Source organism: Noviherbaspirillum sp., from assembly GCF_035254685.1.
In the GTDB taxonomy this organism is placed as follows: Bacteria; Pseudomonadota; Gammaproteobacteria; order Burkholderiales; family Burkholderiaceae_D; genus Noviherbaspirillum.
The window spans coordinates 149,254-175,920 of sequence record NZ_DATFAI010000025.1 but is presented as its reverse complement, the minus strand read 5'-3'; the positions used below and the strand labels follow the sequence as shown (position 1 = coordinate 175,920).

Below are 26,667 nucleotides of genomic sequence, written 5' to 3'. Positions count from 1 at the left end.
AAGCACGATGCATATTTCCCGGGTCGACCTGAATCTGTTCACCGTCTTCGAAGCCATCTACACGGAGGGCAGCGTTACCCGTGCCAGCCAGAAACTGAACCTCACGCAGCCGGCGATCAGCCACGCGCTGGGCCGCCTGCGCCAGATGTTCGATGACCCGCTGTTCGTGCGGCAAGGCCATAAGATGGTTTCCACCCCACTCGCACGCAACATGATCGAGCCGATCCGTCGCTCGCTACGCGGGCTGGAAGTGACGCTGAACGGCGTGCACGCCTTCGACCCGGAGACAACCGGCAAGCGCTTCAATATTGCGCTGCGCGATGTGCTCGAAGCGACCATCCTGCCACCGCTGATGCGCCGCGTGCGGCAGGCCGCGCCGCTGGTGGACATCGCCGCCAGCCAGGTGGAGCGCAGGGAACTGGAAACGGAACTCGCCACCGGCGCCCTGGACGGCGCCATCGACGTGCTGCTGCCGCTGTCGAGCGACATCATGCATACGCGGATCTACCAGGATTCGACAGTGATCGTGGCGCGCAAGGGCCATCCCGCCATCGACGGCAGCATCAACATCGACACCTACCTGAAGCAAGACCACATTCTCGCGAGTTCACGCCGCCGGGGGCCCGGTATCGAAGATTTCGAACTCAGCCGCTTCGGGCTAGAGCGGCATATCCGCCTGCGCTGCCAGCATTACTATGCCGCCTGCCGCGTGGTCAGCCAGACCGACATGATCCTCACCATGCCCGGCCGCTATGCGCGCATTGCCAACGAACAGTTCGGCAACCAGATCATCCCCTTCCCACTCGAAGTACCAGCTTTCGACGTCTTCCTCTACTGGCATGCAAGCGTCGACAACGATCCGGCCAACCGCTGGTTCCGCGAACAGGTCATGCTGTCGATCAAGGACTGATTTACTTCGCGCCTGCCGTCGGGTGCGTCATCGCTTCCGGCCTGACCCAACGTTCGAAGTCCTCCGCTGTCACATAGCCCAGCGCCAGCGCGGCTTCCTTCAATGTGCTGCCTTCATGATGTGCGCGCTTGGCGATCTGCGCCGCGCGGTCATAGCCGATGTGCGGGGCCAGCGCGGTCACCAGCATCAGCGAACGTTCCATCAGCTCCGCGATGCGCGTGTGGTTCGCTTCGATGCCGCGTACGCAATGACGGTCGAAACTGTCCATGCCATCGGCCAGCAGGCGCACGCTCTGCAGGAAGTTGTGCACGATGAGCGGCTTGAACACATTCAGTTCGAAGTTGCCTGAAGCGCCGCCGAAATTGAGCGCTACGTCGTTGCCGAACACCTGGCAGCACAGCATTGTCAGCGCCTCGCACTGCGTCGGGTTGACCTTTCCTGGCATGATGGAGCTGCCGGGTTCGTTCTCGGGAATCGTGATCTCGCCCAGTCCCGAGCGCGGCCCGGAGGCCAGCCAGCGCACGTCGTTCGCGATCTTCATCAGGGCCGCCGCCAGCGTCTTCAGCGCGCCATGCGCGGCGAGCATCGCTTCCTGCCCGGCCAGCGCGGCAAACTTGTTCGGCGCGCTCGTAAATGCAAGGCCGGTGGCACGTGCGAGTTCCTGCGCGACGCGCTCGCCGAATTGCGGATGGGTGTTCAGGCCGGTGCCGACCGCCGTGCCGCCGATGGCCAGCTCGGATAGCGCCGGCAGCGTGGCGCCGATGGCCACGGCCGCATGATCGAGCTGCGCCACATAGCCGGAAAATTCCTGCCCGAGCGTGAGCGGCGTTGCGTCCTGCAAATGCGTGCGCCCGATCTTGACCACGCCCTCGAACTCGGCGGCCTTTGCGTCGAGCGTATCACGCAGGCCGCGCAGCGCCGGCAGCAGCGCATGCGTGACCGCGTGGACCGCCGCCACGTGCATGGCTGTCGGGAAAACATCATTGGATGACTGGCCAAGGTTCACGTCATCGTTGGGATGCACCAGCCTTCCTTCGCCGCGCGTGCCGCCCAGCAATTCCGACGCGCGATTGGCCAGCACCTCGTTCATGTTCATGTTGGTCTGCGTGCCGGAGCCCGTTTGCCAGACGGAAAGCGGAAATTCATCGGGACATCGCCCCTCGATGACTTCATTGGCTGCCGCAATGATGGCGTTCGCCTTCTTTTCGTCGAGCTTGCCCAGTTCGCGGTTCACCACGGCACAGGCGCGCTTCACCTGTGCCAGGGCAACGATCAAGGATTGCGGCATGCGCTCGGATGAAATGCGGAAATGCTCCAGCGATCGCTGGGTCTGGGCTCCCCATAATCGCCCGGTTGGCACCTCGATGGCGCCAAACGTGTCGTGCTCGGTCCTGGTGTCGGTCATGTCGCGCTCCGTGTTGCGTGCACTGGTTTCAATTCCGGCAAGCCTTGCGGCCTGCCTTCAATTCAAGCTAGTGCATCGACGGCGTGCGATCAAGATAATTGCCGGCGACATGAGGCTTATGCGGAAACATGCGCCGGCCGGGTGTCGGTACCGCTCAGCAGCCAGTAATGATGGAAAGCGTCGCGGATGCTGTCGCGCAACGCCTTTTCGCTCCATGGCCGGGTGAAGAAACGATAAATCTCGCCGCGTTTGACAGCATCGATCACCGTATCGTGCGCGGCCTCATGCGACAGCAGGATGCAGATGGATTGCGGGTAAAGCGACTTGACCTGGCCTAACAAAGCCATGCCGTCGACAGCGGGCATCCCGCGTTCGCACAGGACCACCTGCACTTCATGCCGCGCCATGAGCCCAATCGCTTCTTCGGAAGTAAAGGCATTCAGGATCTGATAGCCATCCTGACGCAACATGCCGTGCAGCGCCCGTGCGCTGTCGGCCTCATGATCGATGATCAACAACGTCTCGCTCGGCCGCTGGCCGCTGATGTTGCCGGCGGGCGGCTGGAGATGCCGGTCGTGGCGCAGCAGCTGCGTGAATTCCTGGGCCGGCAGCGGACGGCTGAAGTAATAGCCCTGCATGCAGTCGCAGCCGTGCCGGCGCAGGTAGGCAAGCTGTGCTTCGGTCTCGACGCCCTCTGCCACTACCTGCAGCCGCAGGCTGTGCGCCAGCGAGATGATGGACAGGACGATCGCCGCATCATCCGGGTCGACGGTGATGTCGCCCACGAATGAGCGGTCGATTTTCAGCACGTCGATCGGGAAGCGCTTCAGGTAGGCGAGCGATGAATAGCCGGTGCCGAAGTCGTCGATCGCCAGATGCACGCCGAGCGCCTTGAGCTTGCGCAGGATGCCAACGGCATGCTCGATGTCGCTCATCATCATGCTCTCGGTCAGTTCCAGCTCCAGCAGTTGCGGCGCGATGCCGGTTTCATCCAGGATCGCTGCGATGGTAGCGACCAGGTCCTGCTGATAGAACTGGCGCGCCGAGAGGTTCACCGCCACTCGCACCTGTCCGAGCCCGGCATGTGCCCATTCCACGCTCTGCCGGCAGGCCGTGCGCATCACCCAGGTCCCGATCGGGAGGATCATTCCCATCTCTTCGGCCAGCTCGATGAAACGCACCGGCGGCACCATGCCCATGACCGGATGCTGCCAGCGGATCAGTGCCTCCACGCCGACAACGCGCCCCGTGGCGAGGTCGACCTGCGGCTGGTAATGCAGCACGAACTCCTCGCGCTCCAGCGCATTGCGCAGATCGCCCTCGATGCGCAGGCGCTCCATCGCCCGCTCGTTCATCGACGCCGTGTAGAACTGGAAGTTGTTGCGCCCGACTTCCTTGGCGCGATACATGGCGATGCCGGCGTGCTTGATCAGCACGTCGGGTTCCGTGCCGTCGGCCGGGCAGTCCGCAATGCCGACGCTGCAACCCATCACGAATTCGTATCCTTCGATCACGATGGGCGGCGTGATCGCATCCATGATGCGCTGGACCACCGCCGGCGACAGGCTTTCGTCGGCCCGCTCCGGCAGCACCAGCACGAACTCGTCGGCCGACAGCCGGGCGATCGTATCAGTGTCTCGCACCGCATCACGCAAGCGCTGTGCCACGCATTTCAGCACGATGTCGCCAGCGTGATGGCCCAGCGTGTCGTTGACGAACTTGAAGCGGTCGAGATTGATGAACAGCACCCAGGCCGGATTGCCGTAACGCTCCGCATAGGCGATCACCTGCCGCAGCCGGTCGTGCAGAAGGCTGCGGTTGGCCAGCCCGGTCAGCGTGTCGCAGTTGGCCTGGAATTCAAGCTCGGCCTGATAGCGCCTGGTGGCAGTGATGTCGTACAAGGCAACGACGTAGTGACTGACCTCCCCGGCCTCGTCACGGACCGGCGCGAGATAGACATCCGCCCAGATCGTGTCGCCGTTCTTGTTGTGGCTCTGCAGGACCGTATGCACTTCACGCTTCTCGCGCGCCGCGGCGCGCAGCTCCTCGACCTCCGGCTGCCCCGGTTCTTGCGCCCACAGCATGCCGGCGCTGCGCCCGACGACGTCGGCCGCGGAATAGCCGGTGATGCGTTCGAATGCCGGATTGACGTATTCGATCGGATAGCCAGGGGGTGTCGCGCTGACGATGATGATCGCGTTGGCGCTGGCATCAATCGCGCGCTGGCGCAGTCGCAATCCCTCCTCGGCACGCAGGCGCGCGGCGATATCGTCCGTTAGTAGCGCATTCGCCAGGCGCAGCTCCGCGGTACGCTGCTCGACCAACCGGTGCACACGGCGCGAACGCAGGGAGAGCGCCTGCACATAGGCCGCGAACAGGATGCTGATCAGTGCGCCGGCGATCAATCCGTACAGCGAGCCGTTGTGTCGATCGGCAAACAGGGTCGGCGCCGCCGACGTGCTGATGAGCCAGGTTTGTCCGGCGACATCAAAGCGGCGCAGAATGCTCTCCGGCCTGTCCCGGACTATCCAGCCCGGGATCCATGATGCTTCGTTTTTTGCGATCGGCGCGGCGCCGCGCCGGTATGCCAGCGAAGCTTCGTCAAGCCTGCTGCCGGCATACACGCTGATGTCGATGTCGGCCGTGTCCATCATGCCATTCGCCGCCAGCAACTTTTCCATCACGCCTCGGGCGTCAAATACGGCGGCAGTATCGCCGATGGCCGCCTTGCGGCGCGCTTCGACGTCATCCAGTGGAATGCCATGACGATACACGGGCATCACGACCACGAATCCCAGCATCGCCCCATCGCCCTGCGCCAGGTGCAGCAGTCCGGTGGATGCGGCCTTGCCGGTGTCGATGGCGTACTGCACCGCTGCCATTTCCTGCGCGTTGGGCGACACGTCCATGCCGAATGCCACTTCGTTGCCGCGAAAGGGCTCGATGTAATCCACGACCAGGTAACGGTCACGCTCCTGTGCGGGCACGAGCTTGCCATCCCTGAGCTGGGTCATGGCGAATCCGGGGAACTGCGCACGCATCGATTCCTCATAGGCCTTGCGCTCGCCGGCCGGAACGAAACGGTGAAAATTGAATGCCTGGATGAAGGGATAGCGGTCGAGGAGCGGCTGGGTATAGGTTCTGAATTGTTCGCGGCTGACTGGATCAAAACTGGCAAACAGCTGGTTGATCACTTTCAGCACCTGGACAGTTTCATCCAGTTGCTGCCGCACCCCGAGGATGCGCGCGTTCGCGTGCTGCCTGAAGTCGAGTTCAACCTTGTCATGCTCGAGGCGGCGCACGCCCAGGAACAGGGCAGCCGTGCAAATCAGTCCAATCGCCAGTGCCAGCACGGTGGCGATCGAGAAATTGAATGGCAGACGACTGCGAAACATCGCGGCTCCAGGCACCCTTGGGAAAGAAAGGATTTCTATTCAGAAACACAGCCTTTGCTAGAGTACAGCATTTCCCATCGGAAATGAAAGCCGGCGATGCCCCGGCCTCACTCTACTGGCATATCCGCATCATCTGCAGACGCCTTTTCGGCCTCACGCCGGGAATAGCTCAAATCCGGTCGTGCGCATCCGCATTAGGATAGAATGATATTGTCAAAGTCGCATCACCCATGGCCGAATATCGACTGCTTGCCACTTGGCGTTTCGCGGTGCCGATGCAACCGGTGTTCGACGCCATCGTGGACTCCCTGCAGTGGCCGGCATGGTGGCCCGGCGCCGATGCGGTCGAACAGCGCGTCGAAGGGCGCCCTGATGGCATTGGCAGCGTGCGCCACTACACGTGGAAAGGAAGGCTGCCGTACAGGCTCCGTTTTGATGCCCTGACTACGCGCATCGTCTCGCCGGAATTCCTCGAGGCCAGCATAAGCGGCGACCTGGAAGGCGTCGGTCGCTGGACATTTTCCCATCAGGCCGGGATCACTACCGTGCATTATGAATGGCATGTCCACACCACCAAGCTGTGGATGAACCTTGCAGCGCCCGCCGCGCGCAGGCTGTTTGCAAGCAACCACCACGCGCTCATGCAGCAGGGCGCGGACGCCTTGGCGCATCGGCTCGGCGCACGTCTGGTCGAGTCCGTTTGTCACGAACTGCCCGCCGCGCGGCATGCAAAAATGCACTGGCCGGCAGTAGCGGTCTCCGGCGCGGCAGCCGGCATCGTCGCCACCATTGCCCAGGTCATTCTGTGGTGGCTTGCAGGCCTGTCGCCGTTCAACATGCTCCTGAGGGACACGCGCCTGGCTGCCGCCATTGTATTGGGCCCCGCAGTGCTACCGCCTCCTGTCGCCCTGGACTGGGGAATCATGTTGGCGGCCACGCTGGTCCACTTCACCCTCTCGCTGGCCTATGCCGCATTGCTCGAAGCATTGACGATGCACCTGAACCAGGCACGCGCCATCGTCGCGGGATGCCTGTTCGGCCTAATGCTTTTCGGGATCAACATGTACGGGTTCACCGCGCTTTTCCCGTGGTTTGAAGCGAGCAAGGACTGGATCACCGCAGCGGCGCACGCGGTCTTCGGCATGACGGCCGCAGCGACATCCAGCCTCTGGAAGGCTTATGCCGCGACACTGCGGCAGCGACAGGTAGTTTGAAGAGACTCCAGCTGGGAAACGTGAGAGAAAGGTCGTCGAAAATCAGGCGAGCTTTTCGTTCTCGTCAGGCAAAAGGCAAGCGTCGACGATCTGGAGATCGTTGTCCTTTGCGAAATTGACAACGAAGTGAAAGGCGAGCGGCTCGATGTCGCGCAAGGCCTCGTTGACGACAACCGATTTCACGCCGCCCAGTACTGTCGGGCGGACATAGGGGGAATAGCGAAGATGGGCACCCGGCCCGCCCGTGCCTTCCGGGCGGAAGCAGGACAACACGCCGCACAAACGCTCGGCCCAGTCGCTGGGTCGAAACTGCCTGCCATCGCTGGTCACCCCTTGGATGAAAAACTCGCGGGCAACAATCTTGTGTTTAGTCGAATTGGCCATGTGCGCGGCTTGCCTTTATAGCGGTTGCTATTATTCCGGAGCCGGTTGCAATTCGGTGAATCAACCGGCTTCTGGCTTGGCGCCATCATGCGGTGCCAAGCTTGCAGAATTCTTACATATTATATCTTATAGAAGACTTGTTGTGCCACAATATTTCACATTGTGAGATATTGCCTGTAGCAGAAACAGTGAGCACCAAGGTTTTGAACCGGCCCGACACGAGGCGGAAGCATCACCGCCGGACGATCCATTAGACCAAGACAAACTGGAATAATGTCCCGTCTGCGGGAGCAAAACATGCCGGGATCGTCAGCCGGCGTCAGCCGAGCCACACGGCAATCGACAGCAGGAGCAGGAGCAGCATCCAGAGCAGCAACGCGCGCCACACGAGCCCGACGGTGCTTTGCAGCGCCCGGGTCGTTGCCTCTTCGCCAGGCAATCCTTCTGTTTCGATGGTGGTCGTGTCGACAGTCGCAGCGTCGACGGTAGGAATATCCGCGGCATTTTCACGCTCGGTCCCAAGGCGGAGGCCCATCGCTCCGCCCCCGGCGGAAAGGATGATGCCCACGCTCTCGTCCTGCCAGCGATACGCAAAATTGCGCCATGCATAAATCGCGTCCTCGAAGTTGCCGACGATGGCAAAGGCGATGGCCGTCAGGCGCGCCGGAATCCAGTCGATCCAGTAAAAGGCCTTCATGGCGAAACGGCCGAAAGGCTCGTTCTTCAGGTGCTCCGGCTCGTTCCAGGCGCGGGCAAGGTATTCCGCCACACGGTACATGATCGCGCCCGCGGGCCCGATCGGCATGACAAACCAGAAAAACACGCCGAACACGTTGCGATGGCTGGCGATCAAGGCCTTTTCCACGGCAACGCGCGAGATGTCACTGACACTCATGCCGACGGTGTTCTGCCTCGTCCATTCAGCAAGCAGTTCGCGCGCAGCGGTTTCATCGCCGCTATTCAGCGCAATCTGGATCGAGGAGAAGTAATGGCTGTAATGGCGGAACCCGAGTGTGAGGTAGGCGATCAGGACATTCCACAGCAAGGCTGCCAGCGGACTGATTTTCAGGCACAGCCAGTACACCAGCAGGGTCGGCACCATCAGCACCAGCATGGTCACGATCCAGGCCATGCGTCCATGCCTTTCTTCGCCAGCGTTGAAGGTCGCCTCGATGCGCGCAGCCAACTGCTTGGCCGCGGCATACATGGGGTTGTCCGCGCGCAGCGGCTTGAGTTGTTCGAGTAACAACGCGAAAAGAATGGAGAAGAAGGTCATCTGCCTGCCTTGATAATCACACAACCGATACGATAACGCAGCGCAACACGGTAATCAAACCAAAGCGCCGGGAGCAGGACAGCTCCGGGGAATCCGGCCCAATGCAGCTATGCACGCAGGAAATGAAACAGATTGCGCAGCATTCCGGCCGTCGCGCCCCAGATGAAAAAACGATCGTACGGCATGGCATAGAAGCTGCGGCGACGGCTGTCGCCCGGCAGGTCAATCGTGCGGCGCTGATGGTTCAGGCCATTCATGAGGAACGCCAGCGGAACCTCAAAAATCTCCGCCACCTCGAACGGATCAGCGCGCAGTTCGAAAGGCGGTCGCACCAGCGACACCACCGGGGTGACGCGAAAACCGGTGCCGGTAAAGTAGTCGGGAAGTGTGCCGAGCACTTCGATGTGACGACGGTGCAGCCCCACTTCCTCTTCCGTTTCGCGCAGTGCGGTTTCAATGCTGGAGGTATCCACTTCATCCATCCGCCCCCCGGGCAGACTGATCTGGCCGGCATGGTCGTTCAGATGGGCGGTACGCTGTGTCAGCAGCAATGTCAGGCCCTGCTCGCGCGCCACGAGCGGCATGAGCACCGACGCCGGGGTCGGCCCGGGAAAAGACTTCCGCATCAACGGTTCTTCAAAATGCTCGGGTTTCCACTGCGGCGGACTGGCAAAACGCTCTCGCAGCCACGCTTCCGTCAGCCGCTCCGGCGCGACAGGAGCCTCTCCCGCGATTGATTCCACGGGCAAGGCTTCTGGGTCGAAAATCAGTTTGGACAAAGTAACTTTCCTGTAATAGTCGGTAAAAAGTCGATTACCGATTCTAACGTGGATACGGGCAGGTCGGCCGGAAATGAAAAAAGGCACCCGCGGGTGCCTTTTTCCTGCAGTACGCGTCGATTACTCCGCTGCCTGCGTTGCTGCACGACGGTTCGGCAGCTTTTCCTTGATACGTGCCGACTTGCCGGAACGCTCACGCAGGTAGTACAGCTTCGCACGGCGGACATCGCCACGGCGCTTGACTTCAATCGAAGCGATCAGCGGCGAATAAAGCTGGAAGGTACGTTCCACGCCTTCACCGGACGAAATCTTGCGAACGATGAAGTTAGAGTTCAGACCGCGATTGCGGCGTGCAATCACGACGCCTTCGTAAGCCTGTGCACGCTTGCGGGTGCCTTCAACCACGTTGACGTTGACGACGACGGTGTCACCCGGTGCGAAGTCAGGGATGTTTTTGCCCAGGCGGGCGATTTCTTCTTGCTCGAGTTTCTGGATCAAGTCCATTTTCAGCTCCTTGAACCATCGTGCCGGCGCAGGCGATGTGCTTCGCTAATTGCCCGGTAGAGGATGGAGTTTTACAAATACGGGAATGACCCCGCGCGATACAACAACTACAAACTGCTTAAAAACTTTTCATCGGCTCGTGTCAGCAATCCTGCTTCACGCGCCTTCAGAATCAGATCCGGCCGCTTTGTCGCGGTCGCCAGCAGCGACTGCTCGCGTCGCCATTTTTCAATTTCCGCATGATGCCCGCCCAGTAGCACAGGCGGCACCGCAACGCCTTCGTACACTTCCGGCCGCGTGTAATGCGGACAGTCCAGCAAGCCGTTGACGAAGCTGTCCTCGACTGCCGATACATCGTCATTCAGGACACCTGGCAATTGCCGTATCACCGCATCCATCAGTGCCATGGCCGGCAACTCACCGCCCGACAGCACGAAGTCACCGAGACTGATTTCCTCATCCACGCAGCGATCCAGCAAACGTTGGTCCACCGCCTCATAACGCCCGCAAAGGAGCACCAACCCAGGCTCGGCTGTCAGCTGCATCACTCGTTCATGCGTAAGCGGCCTACCTTGCGGCGAAAGATACACCACGCGTGGCTGCGGCAACCCCTGCTGCAACTGGCGCGCCCTCGCCGCGTCGATCGCCGCTTCCAGCGGCTTCGCCATCATTACCATACCCGGACCGCCGCCATATGGCCGGTCGTCGATGGTGCGGTAATTGTCGATCGTGAAGTCACGCGGATTCCACAGCGCCAGCGCACACTTCTTCTGCTCGAACGCACGTCGGGTGATGCCCGACTGCGTTATCGCGGCGAACATGTCGGGAAAGAGTGTGACGACATCGAATTGCATCTTCACCAATCCCCAAAATCGGAGCTAATAGTCCAGCTCCCAGTCCACCGTAATCTTCTTCGCTGCCTGGTCGACCGTCTTGACGAACTGATCGACAAACGGGATCAACCGCTCTGTTGGCTTCTCGCCTTCCAGCCCTGCCGGAGCAACCACCCGCAATATCGGATGCGCGCCGTTGTCCATCAGGTCAGCAACCGTTCCCAGGCTTTCGCCTTGCAGGTTCTCGACTGCCAGGCCAATCAGGTCAATCCAGTAAAACTCATTGTCCGATAGCGGTGGAAAATGGCTGCGCCTCACCTGCACGGTTGCACCCTTGAGCGCTTCCGCCGCATCGCGATCGGCCACACCCATCAACTGAGCAACGACGTCCTCGCCGTGCGACTTGGCCTGCATCATGTCGACGTCGCGCAGGACGGGTTTGTCCAGCCACCATGTTCTTGCGTACAGCAGCGCATCCGCGTCGGCTGAATAGGGCTTGATCCTTACCCAGCCCTTGATGCCATAGGCGCCAGTCACATACCCGACCAGCACCAGATCCTCAGGGATATCCATCCCCGATGCGCCTATGCTCGACAAGCTGAATTAAGCAGCGGCTTTCTTGCCGGCTTCTTTCACGAGACGTGCCACGGTCGGCGACAATTGCGCGCCAACACCCTGCCAGTGCGCCAGGCGGTCCTGCGCAATGCGGAAACCTTCATCATTGCCGGCAGCGATCGGGTTGTAGAAACCCAGGCGCTCGATGAAGCGGCCGTCACGACGGTTGCGCGAGTCGGTGGCGACGATATTGTAGAAAGGACGCTTGGTGGCGCCGGAACGGGATAAACGGATAACGACCATAATGTGCTTCCAAAAAGTATTCGAAGACGGAAAAAGCCGGAAATTATAGCCCATTTTTCCCAGCCCCTGCAAGTTTGGTAATGATGGGCAAAGCGTACGCCGCGTGGCCCGGCGTTGCCTTGCGCGCGCAGCTCATGCACACTACGCCTCGCCCGGGAATGACCGCACCGGCGAATAATCGATTATTTTAACAAGAACGCAACAGCCTGCAACGCCTGCCGCCATGACAACACCTCACAAAAACAAGACACTTGCCACTTTTCTTGCATCCATATTTGGTGGACTGGGTGCACACCGGTTTTATCTTTACGGCAAGAAAGATGTCTGGGCGTGGGTACACCTGGCCTTGCTCCCCGTGTCGATATTCGCGGGCTTCATCGAGGCACTGGTAATTGGTCTCACCCCTGACGAAAAATGGGACGCGCAGCACAATCGTGATTCCGGTCGGCAATCTCACTCTGGCTGGCCGCTCGCCCTGGTGCTGGTGCTCACCTTTGGCGGCGGCGCGATTGCCGTAATCTCTGCCATTGCCCGCACGTTCGACCTGTTGTTTACCGGCGGTGCTTACGGTTGATCTGACAGATCGCAAGAAATCAGACTCTCCATCCGGCAAGAAGAAAGCCGCTGTGCGCGCGAGCCACGCGCCATGCGACATGCTTTCTCTGTATTGAACTGTCACTCAATCGGGCGATGTGCGACGACATCGTCGCATGCCGATTAATGGGAAGGTGGAGACACGATGCAAGACGCTTTCGCCCGACTGGAACGCGAACGCCCGACCGCATGGATAAGGATTGGTCTAGATTGAAACGCTCGTCGTTTCAAGCAACTGACAGCCGTCAATTTTCCAGCTGCTGTCTTCTTCCTGCTGCATCGAGAAGATTGCGACCCACACGTGGCTGGTATTGTCCGTGACGCGTACCACCTGAATGGGGTCGCCCTCGATTACTTCCGGGCTGGAGAAAATCGCTCGCTCGTAGTGATAGATGGGGTTGTACTCTTCCTTGATGAGCCGCAGGAACTTGTCGGGACTGCCGATCAGCAACCGTTTTTGCGAACTTGCCAGCTCGAATGCGCTGGCCGCATCGTCGTTGGCCAGCGCGTCCAGTTGTGACTGGACGACTTCCTGGATCGCGATTGCATCTGCAGTTGTGATGTTGCCGATGGGTTCCGCACTCCAGCACGGCAAGCTCAACCCTGCCAGCAGGCTTGCCACTGCCAATAAGCGTTTCATGATCGCCTCCGGACCAGAAACCACACGTTATCGATTTATATACGGCAGATCGAAAAATACGCCGAGAGTTCGCTTCCGGAATAAAAAAAGGCAGCCAACAGGCTGCCTTCATGACTGCGACAAAAACGTTAGAACTGGTCTTCCGCAAGCGCCAGAACACCTGCGCTGCCCTCGATGATCGCGGCGCGATAGCAGGCGGCTTGCGACAGGATGTGGTCCGCAAAAAAGCGCGCGGTCGCAATCTTCGCCTGGTAGAACTTCGCGTCGCCGTCATTTGCCTTGAGCTTGTCTTCGGCAATCAGGGCCGCACGCGCCATCTGCCATCCTCCGAGCACCACGCCAGCGAGCTTGAGGTACGGCACGCTGCCTGCAAACACGCCCTTGATGTCGGACTTCATGTTGCCGACGACATGATTGACGACCTCTTCCAGCGCCTTCGAGCCGGCAGCGAGCTGCTTGCGGATTGCCTGCAGGTCGGCGGAACCGGAAGCCAGTTCCTCTTCCGTCCTGCGCACTTGCGAAATGATGGCTTTCGCAGTGGCGCCGCCATCGCGCACCGTCTTGCGGCCGACGAGATCGTTCGCCTGAATTGCCGTTGTGCCTTCGTAAATGGTCAGGATGCGCGCATCACGATAGTACTGCGCAGCGCCGGTTTCCTCGATGAAGCCCATGCCGCCATGGACTTGCACACCGTTCGATGCCACCTCGATCGACATTTCAGTGGACCAGCCCTTGACGACCGGCACCATGAATTCGTAGAACGCCTGATTGGCCTTGCGTGTCGCCTCATCGGCGTGGTGGTGCGCCACGTCATGCGCAGCGGCCGTCACGTAGGACAGTGCGCGGGCTGCTTCCGTATGGGCGCGCATTGACATGAGCATGCGACGCACGTCCGGATGATGGATGATCGCGACTGGGCCGCTCGATCCGGCGAGATCACGCGACTGGATGCGATCGCGCGCGTACTGCACCGCCTTCTGATAGGCACGCTCGGAGACACCGATACCCTGCATGCCGACGGCGAAGCGCGCGGCATTCATCATGATGAACATGTATTCGAGGCCGCGGTTTTCCTCGCCGACCAAGGTTCCGATCGCGCCGCCATGGTCGCCGAACTGCAGCACTGCAGTCGGGCTGGCCTTGATGCCAAGCTTGTGCTCGATCGAGACGCAGTGCACATCATTGCGCGCGCCGAGCGAGCCGTCGGCATTGACCAGGAATTTCGGCACGATAAACAGCGAAATGCCCTTTACGCCTTCCGGTGCGTCCGGGGTGCGCGCCAGCACGAGGTGGACGATATTCTCCGCCATGTCGTGCTCGCCATAGGTGATGAAAATCTTAGTGCCGGAAATCTTGTAGGTGCCATCGCCTTGCGGCACTGCACGAGTGCGCACCAGCGCCAGATCAGAACCGGCCTGCGGCTCAGTCAGGTTCATGGTGCCGGTCCATTTGCCGGAAATCAAGTTGGCGAGATAAATGTCCTTCTGCTCGTCGCTACCGGCCGTCATCAGTGCTTCGATGGCGCCGTCGGTGAGCAGCGGGCACAGCGCGAAGGACAGGTTCGCAGCATTGAGCATTTCGATGCAGGGAGTCGCCACGAGCTTCGGCAGGCCCTGACCGCCAAATTCGACCGGGTGCTGCACGCCCTGCCAGCCAGCTTCGCCGAAGGACTTGAAGGCTTCCTTGAAACCCTTGGTGGTGGTGACCTTGTCGCCGTCGTGCCAGAAGCTGGGCTCCTTGTCTCCCGTGACATTGAGCGGCGCAATCACTTCGCCACAGAATTTCGCGTTTTCTTCCAGCACCGCTTCGACGGTTTCAGGGCTGGCGTCTTCGCAGCCGGGCAATGCATTCACTTGGGCGAGACCTGCAAGTTCGTTCAACACGAACAGCATGTCTTTCAACGGGGCGACGTAGCTCATGTAAGGCTCCAAAACAAAAAAATAGGCAGGACTGCGGGCATTATTACGAAGTGCCGGAAAAAATCCTGTCAACTCCGCGACAAACCCGGCAGATCCTGCCCGGTAGTTTCAATTATTGTTCTTCGTAGGGGCGTTGAGTCGCCCTTCTTTCCTGCTTCTTTCCTGCTTAACCGAGTTCCGCCACGAGCTGCGGCACGATCTCGAACAGATCGCCCACGATGCCGTAGTCAGCCACCGAGAAGATCGGCGCTTCCGGATCCTTGTTGATCGCCACGATCGTCTTCGAATCCTTCATGCCGGCCAGGTGCTGGATCGCGCCCGAGATACCGACGGCGATGTACAGCTGCGGTGCCACGATCTTGCCGGTCTGGCCCACCTGCCAGTCGTTCGGCACGAAGCCTGCGTCCACGGCAGCGCGCGATGCGCCCATGGCCGCATTCAGCTTGTCGGCCAGCGGCTCGAGGATCTTGAAGTTTTCGCCGGAGCCCATGCCGCGGCCGCCGGACACCACCACCTTGGCAGCGGTCAGTTCAGGACGGTCGGACTTGGCCAGTTCGCGCGAGAGGAACGCCACCTTTCCGGTATCGGCAACGGCAGTGATCTGCTCCACGGCGGCATTGCCGTTGGTGGCAGCGGCGTCAAAGCCGGTGGTGCGCACGGTGATCACTTTCACCGGGTCGGACGATTGCACGGTCGCGATTGCATTGCCGGCGTAGATCGGACGCTCGAAGGTGTCGGGGCTGTCGACCTTGGTGATTTCGGAGATCTGGCCAACATCCAGGCGGGCTGCGACGCGCGGTGCAATGTTCTTGCCGTAGGCGGTGGCGGGAGCGAGGATGTGCGAGTAATTGCCAGCCAATGCAATGACCTGCTCGGCGACGTTTTCGGCCAGGCCGTTGGCGAGGTGCGGCGCATCGGCGACCAGCACCTTGGCGACGCCGGCGATCTTCGATGCGGCTTCGGCCGCTGCGCCGCAGTTGCCGCCGGCAACCAGCACGTGCACGTCGCCGCCGCACTGGACGGCAGCGGTGACGGTATTGAGGGTGCTTCCTTTCAACGAAGCATTGTCGTGTTCAGCAATGACGAGTGCTGTCATGATGGATTCCTGATCTGAAAATGGTTAGATGACTTTGGCTTCGTTCTTGAGCTTGCTGACCAGCGTGGCGACGTCCGGGACGACGATGCCGGCGGAACGCTTGGGCGGCTCGGTCACTTTCAGGGTCTTCACGCGCGGGGTCACGTCCACACCCAGGTCGGCCGGCTTGACGGTTTCGAGCGGCTTCTTCTTGGCCTTCATGATGTTGGGCAGCGTAACGTAGCGCGGCTCGTTCAGGCGCAGGTCGGTGGTGACGATGGCCGGCAGCGTGAGCGACAGGTTTTCGAGGCCACCGTCGACTTCACGTGTGACTTGCGCCTTGTCGCCATCGATCACGATCTTGGAGGCAAAGGTGGCTTGCGGCCAGCCCAGCAGGGCGGCGAGCATCTGGCCGGTCTGGTTGCAGTCGTCGTCAATGGCTTGCTTGCCGAGGATGATCAGCTGGGGTTGTTCCTTGTCGACCACGGCCTTGAGCAGTTTGGCAACGGCCAGCGGCTGCAGTTCGGCATCGGTCTCGACCAGGATGCCGCGGTCGGCGCCAATGGCCATGGCGGTGCGCAGAGTTTCCTGGGACTGGGTCACGCCGCAGGATACGGCGACGACTTCGGTGGCTTTGCCGGCTTCCTTGAGGCGGGTGGCTTCCTCGACGCCGATTTCATCGAACGGGTTCATCGACATCTTGACATTGGCCGTATCGACGCCCGAGCCGTCGGACTTCACGCGGACTTTGACATTGAAGTCCACCACGCGTTTGACTGGAACCAAAACTTTCATAGCTTTGCCTTTGTAGAGAAACAATTGACGTTAACGTAAACCAAACTGTGATTATAGAAGAGATCCAGACAGCATGCGGAAATTTAGCACGACCGTTCTATTAATTGGTAGAGAGTATGCACTAAATCGCATCAAAAATCCAAAAAAGCTGATCCAGGATTGTTTTGCGGAAGGCTTGCAGCGCTGGTGAATCAGGCGCCCGTTCCGCAAGGGAGAGTAAAGAAATTGCCGCACTGCGTCGTGCGGCAAATCAAGTCATCTCAAGCTATCGGTTTAATCTGCGAATTAGGCGCACTACTTGCGCTTCATGAAGAAAGTGAATTCCTTGTTGTTCTCGCTTTGTCCAACGAGCACGTTGCCTGTCTGTCTGGCAAAGGCCTGGAAATCGCGCACCGAGCCGGGATCCGTCGCAGTCACACGCAGTATTTCGCCGCTTGCCATTTCTGCCAGCGCCTTTTTTGCCTTCAGGATCGGCAACGGGCAATTCAGGCCGCGCGCATCGAGGTCTTTATGGAATTCCATGATTGTCGGTCAACAAAATGGCTGAGATGCAGGAATTCTACCGCAAATGCGTCCGATTTTGTGCGACGCAACAAGTAACGTGGGGAAAGCGTTCAAGAAGTCGTGGGGAGGTCGATGAATTCGACATGCAGGCCGCGCGCGCGCATCCAGTCGGCCACCGCATAGCCGGTTCCGGCGCGCCAGGGCCGTAGCTTTTCCGGCGCCACCAGCCTGTACTCAACCAGTTCTTCGGAGAGGCGGATTTCACCGGACGCCTTCACGTGGTAGGCGATGATGAGTTCATTCTTGCGAATGAATTCGTAAATGCCGATCAGCGAGAGTTCGTCGGCGTCGAGATTGGTTTCTTCCTTCAGTTCGCGCATCACTCCCTGCTCCGGCGTCTCGCCGCGCTCCATGAAGCCGGTGACCAGCGCGAACATCTTTTCCGGCCAGGCGGCATTGCGCGCCAGCAGGATACGGCCCTCGACCTCGACCAGCGCGGCGAGGACCGGTAGCGGATTGTCCCAGTGCGTCCAATGCCCGTCGGGGCAGGCGAGGCGAACCTTGCCGCCCTCGCCCGTGTCCGCGCGCTCGATGAGAGGCGCGGCGCACATCGGACAGTACCGGTAAGTCGTCATGCGCGTTGGCGGACCCAGTCGGTGACGCCTTCCAGCGCCTTGGACAGGCCGCTCGGGTCGGTGCCGCCGGCTTGCGCCATGTCGGGACGTCCGCCGCCCTTGCCGCCGACCTGCTGCGCCACGAAATTGACCAGTTCACCGGCCTTCACCTTCGCCGTCGCATCCTTCGTCACGCCGGCGATCAGGCTGACCTTGCCGTCCGCAACGGCCGCCAGCACGATAGCGGCTGTCTGCAGCTTGTCCTTCAGCTTGTCCACCGTTTCGCGCAGGGCCGGCACGTCGGCGCCGTTCAATGTTGCAGCCAGCACCTTGATGCCGTTGACGTCGACCGCCTTGGCGACCAGCTCGTCGCCCTGGCTGGACGCCAGTTTCGACTTCAGCGCGGAGAGTTCCTTCTCCAGCGACTTGACCTGGTCCTGCACCTGCACGATGCGCTGCGTCAGTTCTTCCGGCTGCACCTTGAGCGTGCCCGCGGCTTCGTTGACGCGCGCGGCGAGGTTTTGCACAAATGCGAGCGCCGCTTCGCCGGTCACTGCCTCAATGCGGCGGATGCCTGCAGCGACGCCGCCTTCCGACACGACCTTGAACAGGCCGATATCACCGGTGCGCGTCACGTGCGTGCCGCCGCACAGTTCCTTCGAGGTGCCGATGCCGAGTACCCGCACTTCGTCGCCGTACTTCTCGCCGAACAGGGCCATCGCGCCGTACTTGATGGCGTCGTCGTAGGTCATCACCTGCGCCTGCGTGGCTTCGTTGGCGAGAATTTCACGGTTGACGATTTCCTCGACGCGGCGGATTTCATCGGCGCTCAGCGGTGCGTTGTGGCTGAAGTCGAAACGGGTTTTCTCCGGATCGACCAGCGAGCCCTTCTGCGCCACATGGCCGCCGAGCACTTCGCGCAAGGCCTTGTGCATCAGGTGGGTGGCCGAGTGGTTGCGCATGGTCTGCGCGCGCTGGCGGGTGTTGACCTTGGCGTTGAGCGTGTCGCCGACCAACAGGCGGCCCTGCACCAGCACGCCGTGGTGGCCGAACACGTCGGCCTGGATCTTTTGCGTGTCTTTCACTTCAAAGGTGACGACCTGGTCGCCGTACACCGATTCGAGCACGCCGGAGTCGCCCACCTGGCCACCGGATTCCGCATAGAACGGCGTGGTATCGAGCACCACGATCGCATGCTGGCCGGCATTGACTTCATGCACTGCGGTGCCGTCGACGTAGAGTGCGACCACCTTGCTTTCATGTGACAGCGCTTCATAGCCGACGAACCTGGTCTTCTCGCCGCTGTATTCGACGCCAGCCGCCATCTTGAACTTGCCCGCGGCGCGCGCCTGCTGCTTCTGGCGCTCCATCGCGGCTTCGAAGCCGGCCTGGTCGAGTTCGACGTTGCGTTCGCGGCAGATGTCGGCGGTCAGGTCGAGCGGGAAGCCGTAGGTGTCGTACAGCGTGAAGGCGGTTTCGCCGTCGAGGCGCTTCGAATCCTTCGCCAGCGCGGCTTCGAGGATCTTCATGCCGTGCTCCAGCGTTTCGCCGAAGCGCTCTTCTTCCTGCTTGAGCACCTGCTCGACACGCGACTGCACCGCGGGCAGTTCCGGATAGGCAGCGCCCATTTCCTTCACGAGGTCCTTGACCAGCTTGTAGAAGAAGGGCTTGGTCTGGCCCAGCTTGTAGCCGTGGCGCAAGGCGCGACGGATAATACGGCGCAGCACGTAGCCGCGGCCTTCATTGCCGGGGATGACGCCGTCGACGATCAGGAAGGAGCAGGCGCGGATGTGGTCGGCGATCACCTTCAGAGAATTGTTGGTGAGGTCGCTGGTGTTGGTTTCGCGTGCGGCGGCCGTGATCAGGTTCTGGAACAGGTCGATCTCGTAGTTGGAGTGGACATGCTGCAGCACGGCCGCAATGCGCTCCAGTCCCATGCCGGTGTCGACGCAGGGCCGCGGCAGCGGATGCATGACGCCGGCCTCGTCGCGGTTGAACTGCATGAACACCAGGTTCCAGATTTCGATGTAGCGGTCGCCGTCCTCTTCCGCCGATCCCGGGGGGCCGCCCCAGATTTCCGGGCCGTGGTCGTAGAAGATTTCCGAGCACGGACCGCAAGGGCCGGTGTCGGCCATCTGCCAGAAGTTGTCGGACGCATAACGCGCGCCCTTGTTGTCGCCGATGCGCACGATACGATCGGCCGGCACGCCGACTTCCTTGGCCCAGATGTCATACGCCTCGTCGTCTTCCTGGTAGACCGTGACCCACAGCTTTTCCGCCGGCAGGCTGTAGACACTGGTCAGCAATTCCCATGCGTAGTGGATCGCATCGCGCTTGAAGTAATCGCCGAACGAGAAATTGCCCAGCATTTCGAAGAAGGTGTGGTGGCGCGCGGTGTAGCCGACGTTTTCCAGGTCGTTGTGCTTGCCGCCGGCGCGCACGCTGCGCTGTGCCGTGGTGGCGCGGGTGTAGGCGCGCTTGTCCTGGCCGAGGAACACGTCCTTGAACTGCACCATGCCGGAGTTGGTGAACAACAGCGTCGGGTCGTTGCCCGGCACGAGGCTGGACGAGCGGACGATGGTGTGGCCCTTGGATTCGAAATACTTCAGGAATTTGTCGCGGATTTCAGACGAGTTCATGTTTGGCGAAAAAGAAGGGAATGCGTTGCAAACCGTTGATTATACGTGATATCCCCTCTTCGATGAGCGCCCTTCGCAGAATGAAAACAGGCCCGCCGGGGCAATCCGGCGGGCCTGCAAAGACATCAGGATCTCATTGACAACCGGTCACCCGCGCCTCTGGCCATCATGCCGCTGGCGGAAAATGCGGCGTGACTGATGGTTTTCGCTGCGTTGCACCTTCGCCTGCTCGAAAGCGCCGACATGGCCGTCGCGTCCGCTACGGAATTCCTTGCGGTTCACCTTTGACTGGCCGCGTTCCATCCTGGCTACTTCGTGGTTGGTCAGGGAACCGTCCTTGATGCCGTTTTCGACGCGCTGTTGCTGGTTGACATTGCGCTGCACGTCAGCCTGCATGCGCTTGCTCGAGGCGGCATCCGGGTTGCCTGTCTGCGCGTCATGACGTTCTGCGGCGATGTCGCGGCTTGCCTGGTTCTGCAGGCGGGTGATGTTGCGCTTTTCCGCGGCGCTCATGCTGCCGTCGCGCAAGGCCTTGGCTTCGGCGCGGTCGACCTGCGATTCTTCCCGCTCCAGACGCGCCGCTTCGCGCGTGTTCAGCTGGCCGGATTGCAAGCCCTTTTCGATTCGCTGCTGCTGGTTGACGTCGCGCTGCACCGTGGTGGCGGCATTCTGTGCAAATACCGGTGCGGCGAGCAGCGTAGCCAGAAGAGCTGTGATGATTGATGTTTTTGTCATGTTGCCTTCCTTTCGTTGAAGAGGTCATGGGCGACATTCCCATGAGGCCTTCAACGAAAGGAAAGCGGGCGACGACGACAAGCGAACTGTAAGCTTTGTAACCGGGCGTAAGCGAGTCAGTTGCCTGCGAAGCCGGGACCGATCAGATCGACGCGATCAGTGCAGAAGGCGTCCACGCCCCACGCCAGGATTTCGCGCGCCCGCTCCGGTGTGTTGACGGTGTAGCAAAACAGCCCGAAGCCCTCCTGCCTGATCGTGCTGGCAAGGCCGGGCGTCAGGTTCTTGTGGTTGGTATGCAGCGCGACGGCATCCAGCGCGCGCAGTTTCTCGCGCCAATCGGGCGGCACGACATCGACCAGGTAACCGCGTGGAATCTCCGGCGCCGCCGTCTTTGCTGCCATAAGCGCGTCGAACGAGAAGGAGGAAAACAGCGGCACGGTCGCGTCGTTGACGCCTGGTATGCAGGCCGCGATCTCGCCGGCGAACAGGCGTCGGGTCCACTCGGCAACGACGCGTCCGGTCTCCACCTCGAAGCCGGGCGCGGGCTTAATCTCGACATTCATCCAGATGCCGTTTGACTTGCAGAAATCCGCCACTTCTTCATACGTGGGCACCGGCTCGCCGGCAAACCTCGCATCCCGCCATGAACCCGCATCCATCGCTGCCAGCTGCCGTGCGGTGGTCTCGCTGACCTTGCCATTGCCGCGCACGGTGCGGCCGAACTCCGGGTCGTGCATCAGAACTGGAATGCCGTCGGACGACAACATGACATCGAACTCGACGGCGTGAAATCCATGGGCGAGCCCGCAGCGCATGCCTGCCAGCGTGTTCTCGGGAGCGAGCGTGCCGCCGCCGCGATGGGCAATGATTTTCGGATAAAACCACATGGTTTGATCTTTCTCTTGGAATGATCCTGAACGACACGTAGTCTAATGCCAATCGTTAATCAAAGGCGAAACGGTTTGGCCTGTGCCGTGCCGGCTGGGGCTGGATCCACCGCCATGCGCGCCCATGCCCACAGACAGCCCGCGACCTGCGCCCCCTCAATCCGCGCCCTATTCGCCTTCTTCGCCCTCTTATCCTGCACCGTTCGACTCGGCGACCTTCATTTTCCCCGAGGAATGGCATGCGCTTTCGGACCTGTTTGGCGGAGCCGACACGGGGCTGCTGTTCGTGCGAGAAGGCATCATCATCCATCTGAACGCACAACTTGCGCAGCAGCTCGGATTCGATGAAAGCGAGCTCGCAGGGAGGCCGGTCGAATCGCTATTCCCGACTGGCAATGATGCTTCACATCCCGGCGAGCAGCGCATCCCTGACGCCGGCGCGCACATCACGCTGATCGGGAAGAACGGCTCGCCACTGGAGTTCCAGTTGATCGAGAACCGCATCGATACCCTGACCGATGCGCGCTGCACGATCTGGGTGCTGAAGCCGCTGAAGAAAGCCGAGGCGTTTGCCGGGATCGAAGAGACCGGATACCTGCGTTCCATCATCGAGCAGATGCCTGACCTGGTCTGTGTCTGCGACAGCGAGACGAAGCTTGTGTTCGCCAATCCTGCATTCAGCAACGTCGCCGGCCAGCTTGATGAGCCACTGCGCGACCTGGTGCATCCCGATGACAGGCAGCGGCTGGACGCGACCATGGAAAAGGCTTCCTCCAGCGAAACGGCCGCGCAGTTTCCGTTCATGTTCCGCATCAGGCAGCCGGATGGCGCATGGCGGCACATTGCCGGCCACGCGCGCAAGTTGCAGGGAAACGAGGACGTCGAAGGTATCCTTCTCACTGCACGCGACGCCACCGAGCAGGTCCGGCAGCAGCAGCGCAGCGCTGCGGATAAAAAGCGCATGCTGCACTATCTCAATCGCCTGTTCCGCATGGCGCAGCGGCCGCATGCCAACCTGTCCTCTGCACTGACCGTTATCCTGAAGGCATCGGCCAAGGCTCTCGGCGCACATCGCTGCGCCTACTGGGAACTGGATGGCGGTGCCGCGACGCCGCAATGCATGATGGCCTACGACGATATCCGCCAGAACTACGTCGACGAATCACCCGATCCAAGTCTCGCGGAAAGTTTCAATGCGATGCTGCAGCGGGTTATGCGCAACGAGCGGCAGCTAGTGATTGCCGATGTAGACCAGGATCCTCGCGCGGCGATTTATTGCGAATACTTCCATTCAGCGGCGATCAAGGCGACCATGATGGTGCCGGTCCGGCGCGGCGACACGGTCAGCGGCGTGCTGATCCTGGACCATTTCCAGCAGCCGCGCCAATGGCGCAAGGATGAAGCCGAATTCGCCAACAACGTCGCCGGCCTGATCACGCTGGTCTTCAATGAAGTGGCGCGCGGCAAGACGGAGGCGCAGCTGCGCCACCTCGCCCATCACGACAGCCTGACGGGCCTGCCCAATCGGCATTACCTGTTCGATCAGGCAGCGGAATTTTTCCCGGACGTAGCGGGCAAGGCGAATTCGCTGGCGGCATTTTTCATTGACATCGACGGCTTCAAGAACGTCAATGATTCGCTCGGCCATGCCCTGGGCGACGAACTGCTCAAGGCAGCGGCGATGCGCCTGAAGAACGTGGTGCGCAAGAACGACATACTGGTGCGACTGGGCGGCGACGAATTCATGCTGCTCGCTCGCAACCTGAGCGACATGCGCATCGCCGACGACATCGCCATGCAGATTGTCGAGACCATGCGCGGGCCTTTCTCGCTGCAGGGGCACGAGCTGCGGATATCCGCGAGTGTCGGCATCGCGCTCTATCCTGCCGACGGCACCGACATTGACACCCTCATGAAAAAAGCGGACATCGCGATGTACCACGCAAAGTCGGCGGGCCGCGACCAATACCAGATGTTCGCGCCACGGCTGAATGAGGTCGCTGCCAACCGCACCGCACTGGAACATGAACTGCGGCGCGCCATCGACCAAGGTGAACTGCAGCATTTCTATCATCCGCAGGTCGACCTGCGCACCGGCAAGGTGCGCTGCGTGGAAGCCCTGCTGCGCTGGCGCCATCCGCAGCACGGGATTCTGCTGCCCGCCCATTTCCTGCCTCTCGCGGAACAGGCCGGCCTGATCCACGACATCAGTACATGGGTGATGAACGACGCCTGCGAGCAGCTGAATGCCTGGCTCGCGCGTGGGCTGGACAGCTTCACGCTCGCCATCAACCTCTCGGCAAGCCAGCTGATGGACCGCGCGCTGCTGCCGGTGCTGGAAGATGCGCTTGACAGGACGGGTGTGAGCGGCGAGCGGCTGGAATGGGAGATCAAGGAAAGCACGGTCATGCAGCACAATACGATGGCATCGTCGATGTTGAGCAGCGTGGGCGACATGCAGATCAGGTTGAGCATCGATGATTTCGGCACGGGCTACTCGAACATGACCTACCTCCGGCGCTATCCGGTGCATAAGGTTAAAATCGACAGCAGTCTCGTCCGCGGCCTGCCGGCCGAGGGAAACGATCGGGCCGTCACCGAAGCCATCATTTCGATGGCGCAGCCGCTCGGGCTGGATGTGGTGGCCGAAGGCGTCGAGACGCCGCAGCAGATCGCCTACCTGCGCGAGCATGGCTGTCATATCGCGCAGGGGTTTTTCTATACTCAACCCTTGACTGCAGAACAATTCGAAACATGGCTGGTTCGTCACTGAAGAAAGCACTTGGACATATCCGCGTACTCGACCTTACCCGCGTGCTGGCGGGACCATGGTGCGCGCAAAACCTGGCCGACATGGGCGCCGATGTCATCAAGGTCGAGCGCCCCGGCGCCGGCGACGACACCCGCCACTGGGGGCCGCCCTACCTGAAGGATGCAGAAGGCCGCGACACCAGCGAGGCCGCCTACTACCTCGCCGCCAACCGCGGCAAGCGCTCCATCACCATCGACATCGCCAGTCCCGAAGGACAAGACCTCGTGCGCAAGCTGGCGCAACAGGCCGACGTGGTGCTGGAGAACTACAAGGTCGGACAATTGAAGAAGTATGGCCTTGACTACGAATCGCTCAGGCGCGAGAAACCCGACATCATCTACTGCTCCATCACCGGCTTCGGCCAGGATGGCCCGTATGCGCAGCGCCCCGGCTACGACTTCATCATCCAGGGCATGGGCGGTTTCATGTCGATCACCGGCGAGCGTGACGACCTGCCCGGCGGCGGCCCGCAGAAGGCCGGCGTCGCGATCGCCGACCTGATGACCGGCATGTATGCCACCATCGCAGTGCTGAGCGCGCTGGCGCATCGCGACCGAACCGGCGAAGGCCAGTACATCGACATGGCCCTGCTCGACGTGCAGGTTGCCATGCTGGCCAACATGAACACCAATTACCTTGCCAGCGGTAATCCACCCAAGCGCTGGGGAAATGCGCATCCGAACATCGTTCCCTACCAGACCTTCGCCACGTCTGACGGGCACATCATCGTCGCGGTCGGCAATGACGGGCAATACCGCCGCTTCGTGGAAGCCGGCGGGCGTCCGGAACTGGCAGTCGATGAACGCTTCGCCACGAATCCGATGCGGGTGCAACATCGCGACACGCTGGTGCCCATTCTTGCGGAGATGGTGAAGACGAAGACCAAGCAGCAATGGATCGATGCGCTGGAAGCCGCCGGCGTGCCCTGTGGGCCGATCAACAAGCTGGACGAAGTGTTCGAGAATCCGCAGGTGCAGGCGCGCGGTATGCGCATTGACCTGCCGCATCCGACGGGCGCTGGTGTAAAGCTGGTCGGCAGTCCGGTCAAGATGTCGCAGACACCGCCGCGCTATGACATGCCGCCGCCGATGCTGGGGCAGCATACGCAGGAGATCCTGCGCGATGTGCTTGGGCAGAGCGAGGAGCAGATCGCGGCACTCAGGACAAAGGGTGTTGTCTAGCAAAACCGGACGTCATCCGGGACGCAGGTGGAGTGCCGCGAAAATGCTCTGCCGTTCTTAGGCACAGGCCGCGTCGCCGTATCCTAGGTCCAGTTTCTCGACCACGAAGTACGGTACGATCAAGCCGGAAATTTCCACTGCCTCTTCCCGCAGTCCAAGCGCTTCCCGCGTCAGCGAGCAGCGCGCGGCTGCAGTGAGCAGGACCTCGTTCCGCTTGCCGATGTCTTCGCCCAGCTTGCTCGCGAGGTTGACCTCATGGCCGAACAGGTCCTCGTTGGCGATATTGAGAATACGCCCGAAACCGATGCCGATCGAGACATAGAGCCGCCGATCCTCGGGGATGGTCGCATTGGCGACGCCGAGCCTGCGAATCACTTCATCGGCCGCGCCCAGCGCCAGCGCCGGCGTATCGAACAGACAGAACAGGTTATCCGCCTCCGCCTTCACCAGCACTCCGCCACTGCCCTCGATACACGGTCGTGCAATCGATCTGACCTGATGAATCATCGCCAGCGACGCGACGATGCCGTGATGCACGGTCGTGCGTGAAAAGCCGCTCATATCCATCACCAGCACTGCACGGTCTTCCGCAAAGATCTGCTCGATTTCGTGCGTCGCTTCGGCGAGGCTTTCCGGCGAGAGTCGACACCCATCGAGGATACGTTCCAGGGTCGAGCGCGAGTTATCGGGGTGGGTGGGCTTTATGGTCATCGA

General features: G+C 61.0%; 24 protein-coding genes. 5 read left to right on the top strand and 19 right to left on the bottom strand.

Features of this window, described 5'->3' with window-relative positions; genetic code table 11:
• The first annotated feature begins 7 nt into the window (after positions 1–7).
• Positions 8–910, top strand: a complete 903-nt coding sequence (locus tag VJ698_RS12700) for a LysR family transcriptional regulator (protein WP_324103133.1) — start codon at positions 8–10, stop codon at positions 908–910.
• Between the two features lies 1 nt (position 911).
• On the opposite strand, the gene fumC is transcribed toward VJ698_RS12700, so the two are convergent.
• Entirely contained in the window at positions 912–2,315 is a 1,404-nt protein-coding gene (gene fumC / locus VJ698_RS12695; RefSeq protein ID WP_324103132.1) for a class II fumarate hydratase, read from the bottom strand.
• Between the two features lie 116 nt (positions 2,316–2,431).
• On the bottom strand, positions 2,432–5,710 hold the full coding sequence (locus tag VJ698_RS12690) for an EAL domain-containing protein (protein ID WP_324103131.1): 3,279 nt from the start codon (positions 5,708–5,710) through the stop codon (positions 2,432–2,434).
• Between the two features lie 230 nt (positions 5,711–5,940).
• Here VJ698_RS12690 and VJ698_RS12685 point away from each other — a divergent pair, with 230 nt between their 5' ends.
• Complete coding sequence (locus tag VJ698_RS12685) at positions 5,941–6,924, top strand: SRPBCC family protein (protein WP_324103130.1); 984 nt, start codon at positions 5,941–5,943, stop codon at positions 6,922–6,924.
• 42 nt (positions 6,925–6,966) lie between these two features.
• Here VJ698_RS12685 and VJ698_RS12680 read toward each other — a convergent pair whose 3' ends face one another.
• The 7 genes from VJ698_RS12680 to rpsP all read right to left on the bottom strand — a co-directional run bounded on the left by VJ698_RS12680 (position 6,967) and on the right by rpsP (position 11,558).
• Positions 6,967–7,308: a DUF3579 domain-containing protein gene (locus VJ698_RS12680; RefSeq protein ID WP_324103129.1), complete on the bottom strand. Its 342-nt coding sequence runs from the start codon at positions 7,306–7,308 to the stop codon at positions 6,967–6,969.
• A 319-nt stretch (positions 7,309–7,627) separates the two neighbouring features.
• Entirely contained in the window at positions 7,628–8,584 is a 957-nt protein-coding gene (locus tag VJ698_RS12675) for a CobD/CbiB family protein (RefSeq protein ID WP_324103128.1), read from the bottom strand.
• Between the two features lie 107 nt (positions 8,585–8,691).
• Positions 8,692–9,363 carry a CoA pyrophosphatase gene (locus VJ698_RS12670; protein WP_324103196.1) on the bottom strand — a complete coding sequence of 224 codons (672 nt, stop codon included), beginning with the start codon at positions 9,361–9,363 and terminating at the stop codon, positions 8,692–8,694.
• Positions 9,364–9,483: 120 nt separating this feature from the next.
• A complete protein-coding gene (gene rplS, locus VJ698_RS12665) occupies positions 9,484–9,867 on the bottom strand; it encodes a 50S ribosomal protein L19 (RefSeq protein WP_324103127.1) in 384 nt (127 codons plus the stop codon).
• Positions 9,868–9,974: 107 nt separating this feature from the next.
• Positions 9,975–10,721 carry a tRNA (guanosine(37)-N1)-methyltransferase TrmD gene (gene trmD, locus VJ698_RS12660; RefSeq protein ID WP_324103126.1) on the bottom strand — a complete coding sequence of 249 codons (747 nt, stop codon included), beginning with the start codon at positions 10,719–10,721 and terminating at the stop codon, positions 9,975–9,977.
• 24 nt (positions 10,722–10,745) lie between these two features.
• The gene (rimM, locus tag VJ698_RS12655) at positions 10,746–11,273 is read right to left on the bottom strand and encodes a ribosome maturation factor RimM (protein WP_324103125.1); all 528 of its coding nucleotides are present in this window, start codon (positions 11,271–11,273) and stop codon (positions 10,746–10,748) included.
• A gap of 30 nt (positions 11,274–11,303) precedes the next feature.
• Entirely contained in the window at positions 11,304–11,558 is a 255-nt protein-coding gene (gene rpsP, locus VJ698_RS12650; protein WP_324103124.1) for a 30S ribosomal protein S16, read from the bottom strand.
• A gap of 223 nt (positions 11,559–11,781) precedes the next feature.
• Here rpsP and VJ698_RS12645 point away from each other — a divergent pair, with 223 nt between their 5' ends.
• A complete protein-coding gene (locus tag VJ698_RS12645) occupies positions 11,782–12,132 on the top strand; it encodes a TM2 domain-containing protein (protein WP_324103123.1) in 351 nt (116 codons plus the stop codon).
• A 225-nt stretch (positions 12,133–12,357) separates the two neighbouring features.
• Here VJ698_RS12645 and VJ698_RS12640 read toward each other — a convergent pair whose 3' ends face one another.
• The 9 genes from VJ698_RS12640 to ugpQ all read right to left on the bottom strand — a co-directional run bounded on the left by VJ698_RS12640 (position 12,358) and on the right by ugpQ (position 21,960).
• Entirely contained in the window at positions 12,358–12,792 is a 435-nt protein-coding gene (locus VJ698_RS12640; RefSeq protein WP_324103122.1) for a DUF4864 domain-containing protein, read from the bottom strand.
• Positions 12,793–12,920: 128 nt separating this feature from the next.
• Entirely contained in the window at positions 12,921–14,711 is a 1,791-nt protein-coding gene (locus tag VJ698_RS12635; protein WP_324103121.1) for an acyl-CoA dehydrogenase, read from the bottom strand.
• A gap of 166 nt (positions 14,712–14,877) precedes the next feature.
• On the bottom strand, positions 14,878–15,807 hold the full coding sequence (locus VJ698_RS12630) for an electron transfer flavoprotein subunit alpha/FixB family protein (RefSeq protein WP_324103120.1): 930 nt from the start codon (positions 15,805–15,807) through the stop codon (positions 14,878–14,880).
• Between the two features lie 24 nt (positions 15,808–15,831).
• A complete protein-coding gene (locus tag VJ698_RS12625; RefSeq protein WP_324103119.1) occupies positions 15,832–16,581 on the bottom strand; it encodes an electron transfer flavoprotein subunit beta/FixA family protein in 750 nt (249 codons plus the stop codon).
• Positions 16,582–16,875: 294 nt separating this feature from the next.
• Entirely contained in the window at positions 16,876–17,103 is a 228-nt protein-coding gene (locus VJ698_RS12620) for a sulfurtransferase TusA family protein (protein ID WP_324103118.1), read from the bottom strand.
• Between the two features lie 92 nt (positions 17,104–17,195).
• The gene (locus VJ698_RS12615; protein WP_324103117.1) at positions 17,196–17,720 is read right to left on the bottom strand and encodes an NUDIX domain-containing protein; all 525 of its coding nucleotides are present in this window, start codon (positions 17,718–17,720) and stop codon (positions 17,196–17,198) included.
• Positions 17,717–20,338 (bottom strand): alanine--tRNA ligase, encoded by a 2,622-nt coding sequence (gene alaS, locus VJ698_RS12610; RefSeq protein WP_324103116.1) that lies wholly within the window; start codon positions 20,336–20,338, stop codon positions 17,717–17,719. Before alaS ends, VJ698_RS12615 begins: the two co-directional genes overlap by 4 nt.
• A gap of 147 nt (positions 20,339–20,485) precedes the next feature.
• Positions 20,486–21,073, bottom strand: a complete 588-nt coding sequence (locus VJ698_RS12605; protein WP_324103115.1) for a hypothetical protein — start codon at positions 21,071–21,073, stop codon at positions 20,486–20,488.
• 116 nt (positions 21,074–21,189) lie between these two features.
• Positions 21,190–21,960, bottom strand: a complete 771-nt coding sequence (gene ugpQ / locus VJ698_RS12600; protein ID WP_324103114.1) for a glycerophosphodiester phosphodiesterase — start codon at positions 21,958–21,960, stop codon at positions 21,190–21,192.
• Positions 21,961–22,084: 124 nt separating this feature from the next.
• On the opposite strand from ugpQ, the gene VJ698_RS12595 reads away from it, so the two are divergent.
• Together VJ698_RS12595 and VJ698_RS12590 are read left to right on the top strand one after the other, a co-directional pair.
• Positions 22,085–24,733 (top strand): sensor domain-containing protein, encoded by a 2,649-nt coding sequence (locus tag VJ698_RS12595; protein WP_324103113.1) that lies wholly within the window; start codon positions 22,085–22,087, stop codon positions 24,731–24,733.
• Positions 24,715–25,953, top strand: coding sequence for a CaiB/BaiF CoA-transferase family protein (locus VJ698_RS12590; protein WP_324103112.1), 1,239 nt, complete (start codon positions 24,715–24,717; stop codon positions 25,951–25,953). Before VJ698_RS12595 ends, VJ698_RS12590 begins: the two co-directional genes overlap by 19 nt.
• Positions 25,954–26,010: 57 nt before the next feature.
• Here the strand turns inward: VJ698_RS12590 and VJ698_RS12585 are convergent, their stop codons facing one another.
• Positions 26,011–26,664: an adenylate/guanylate cyclase domain-containing protein gene (locus VJ698_RS12585; RefSeq protein ID WP_324103111.1), complete on the bottom strand. Its 654-nt coding sequence runs from the start codon at positions 26,662–26,664 to the stop codon at positions 26,011–26,013.
• Positions 26,665–26,667: the final 3 nt, after the last annotated feature.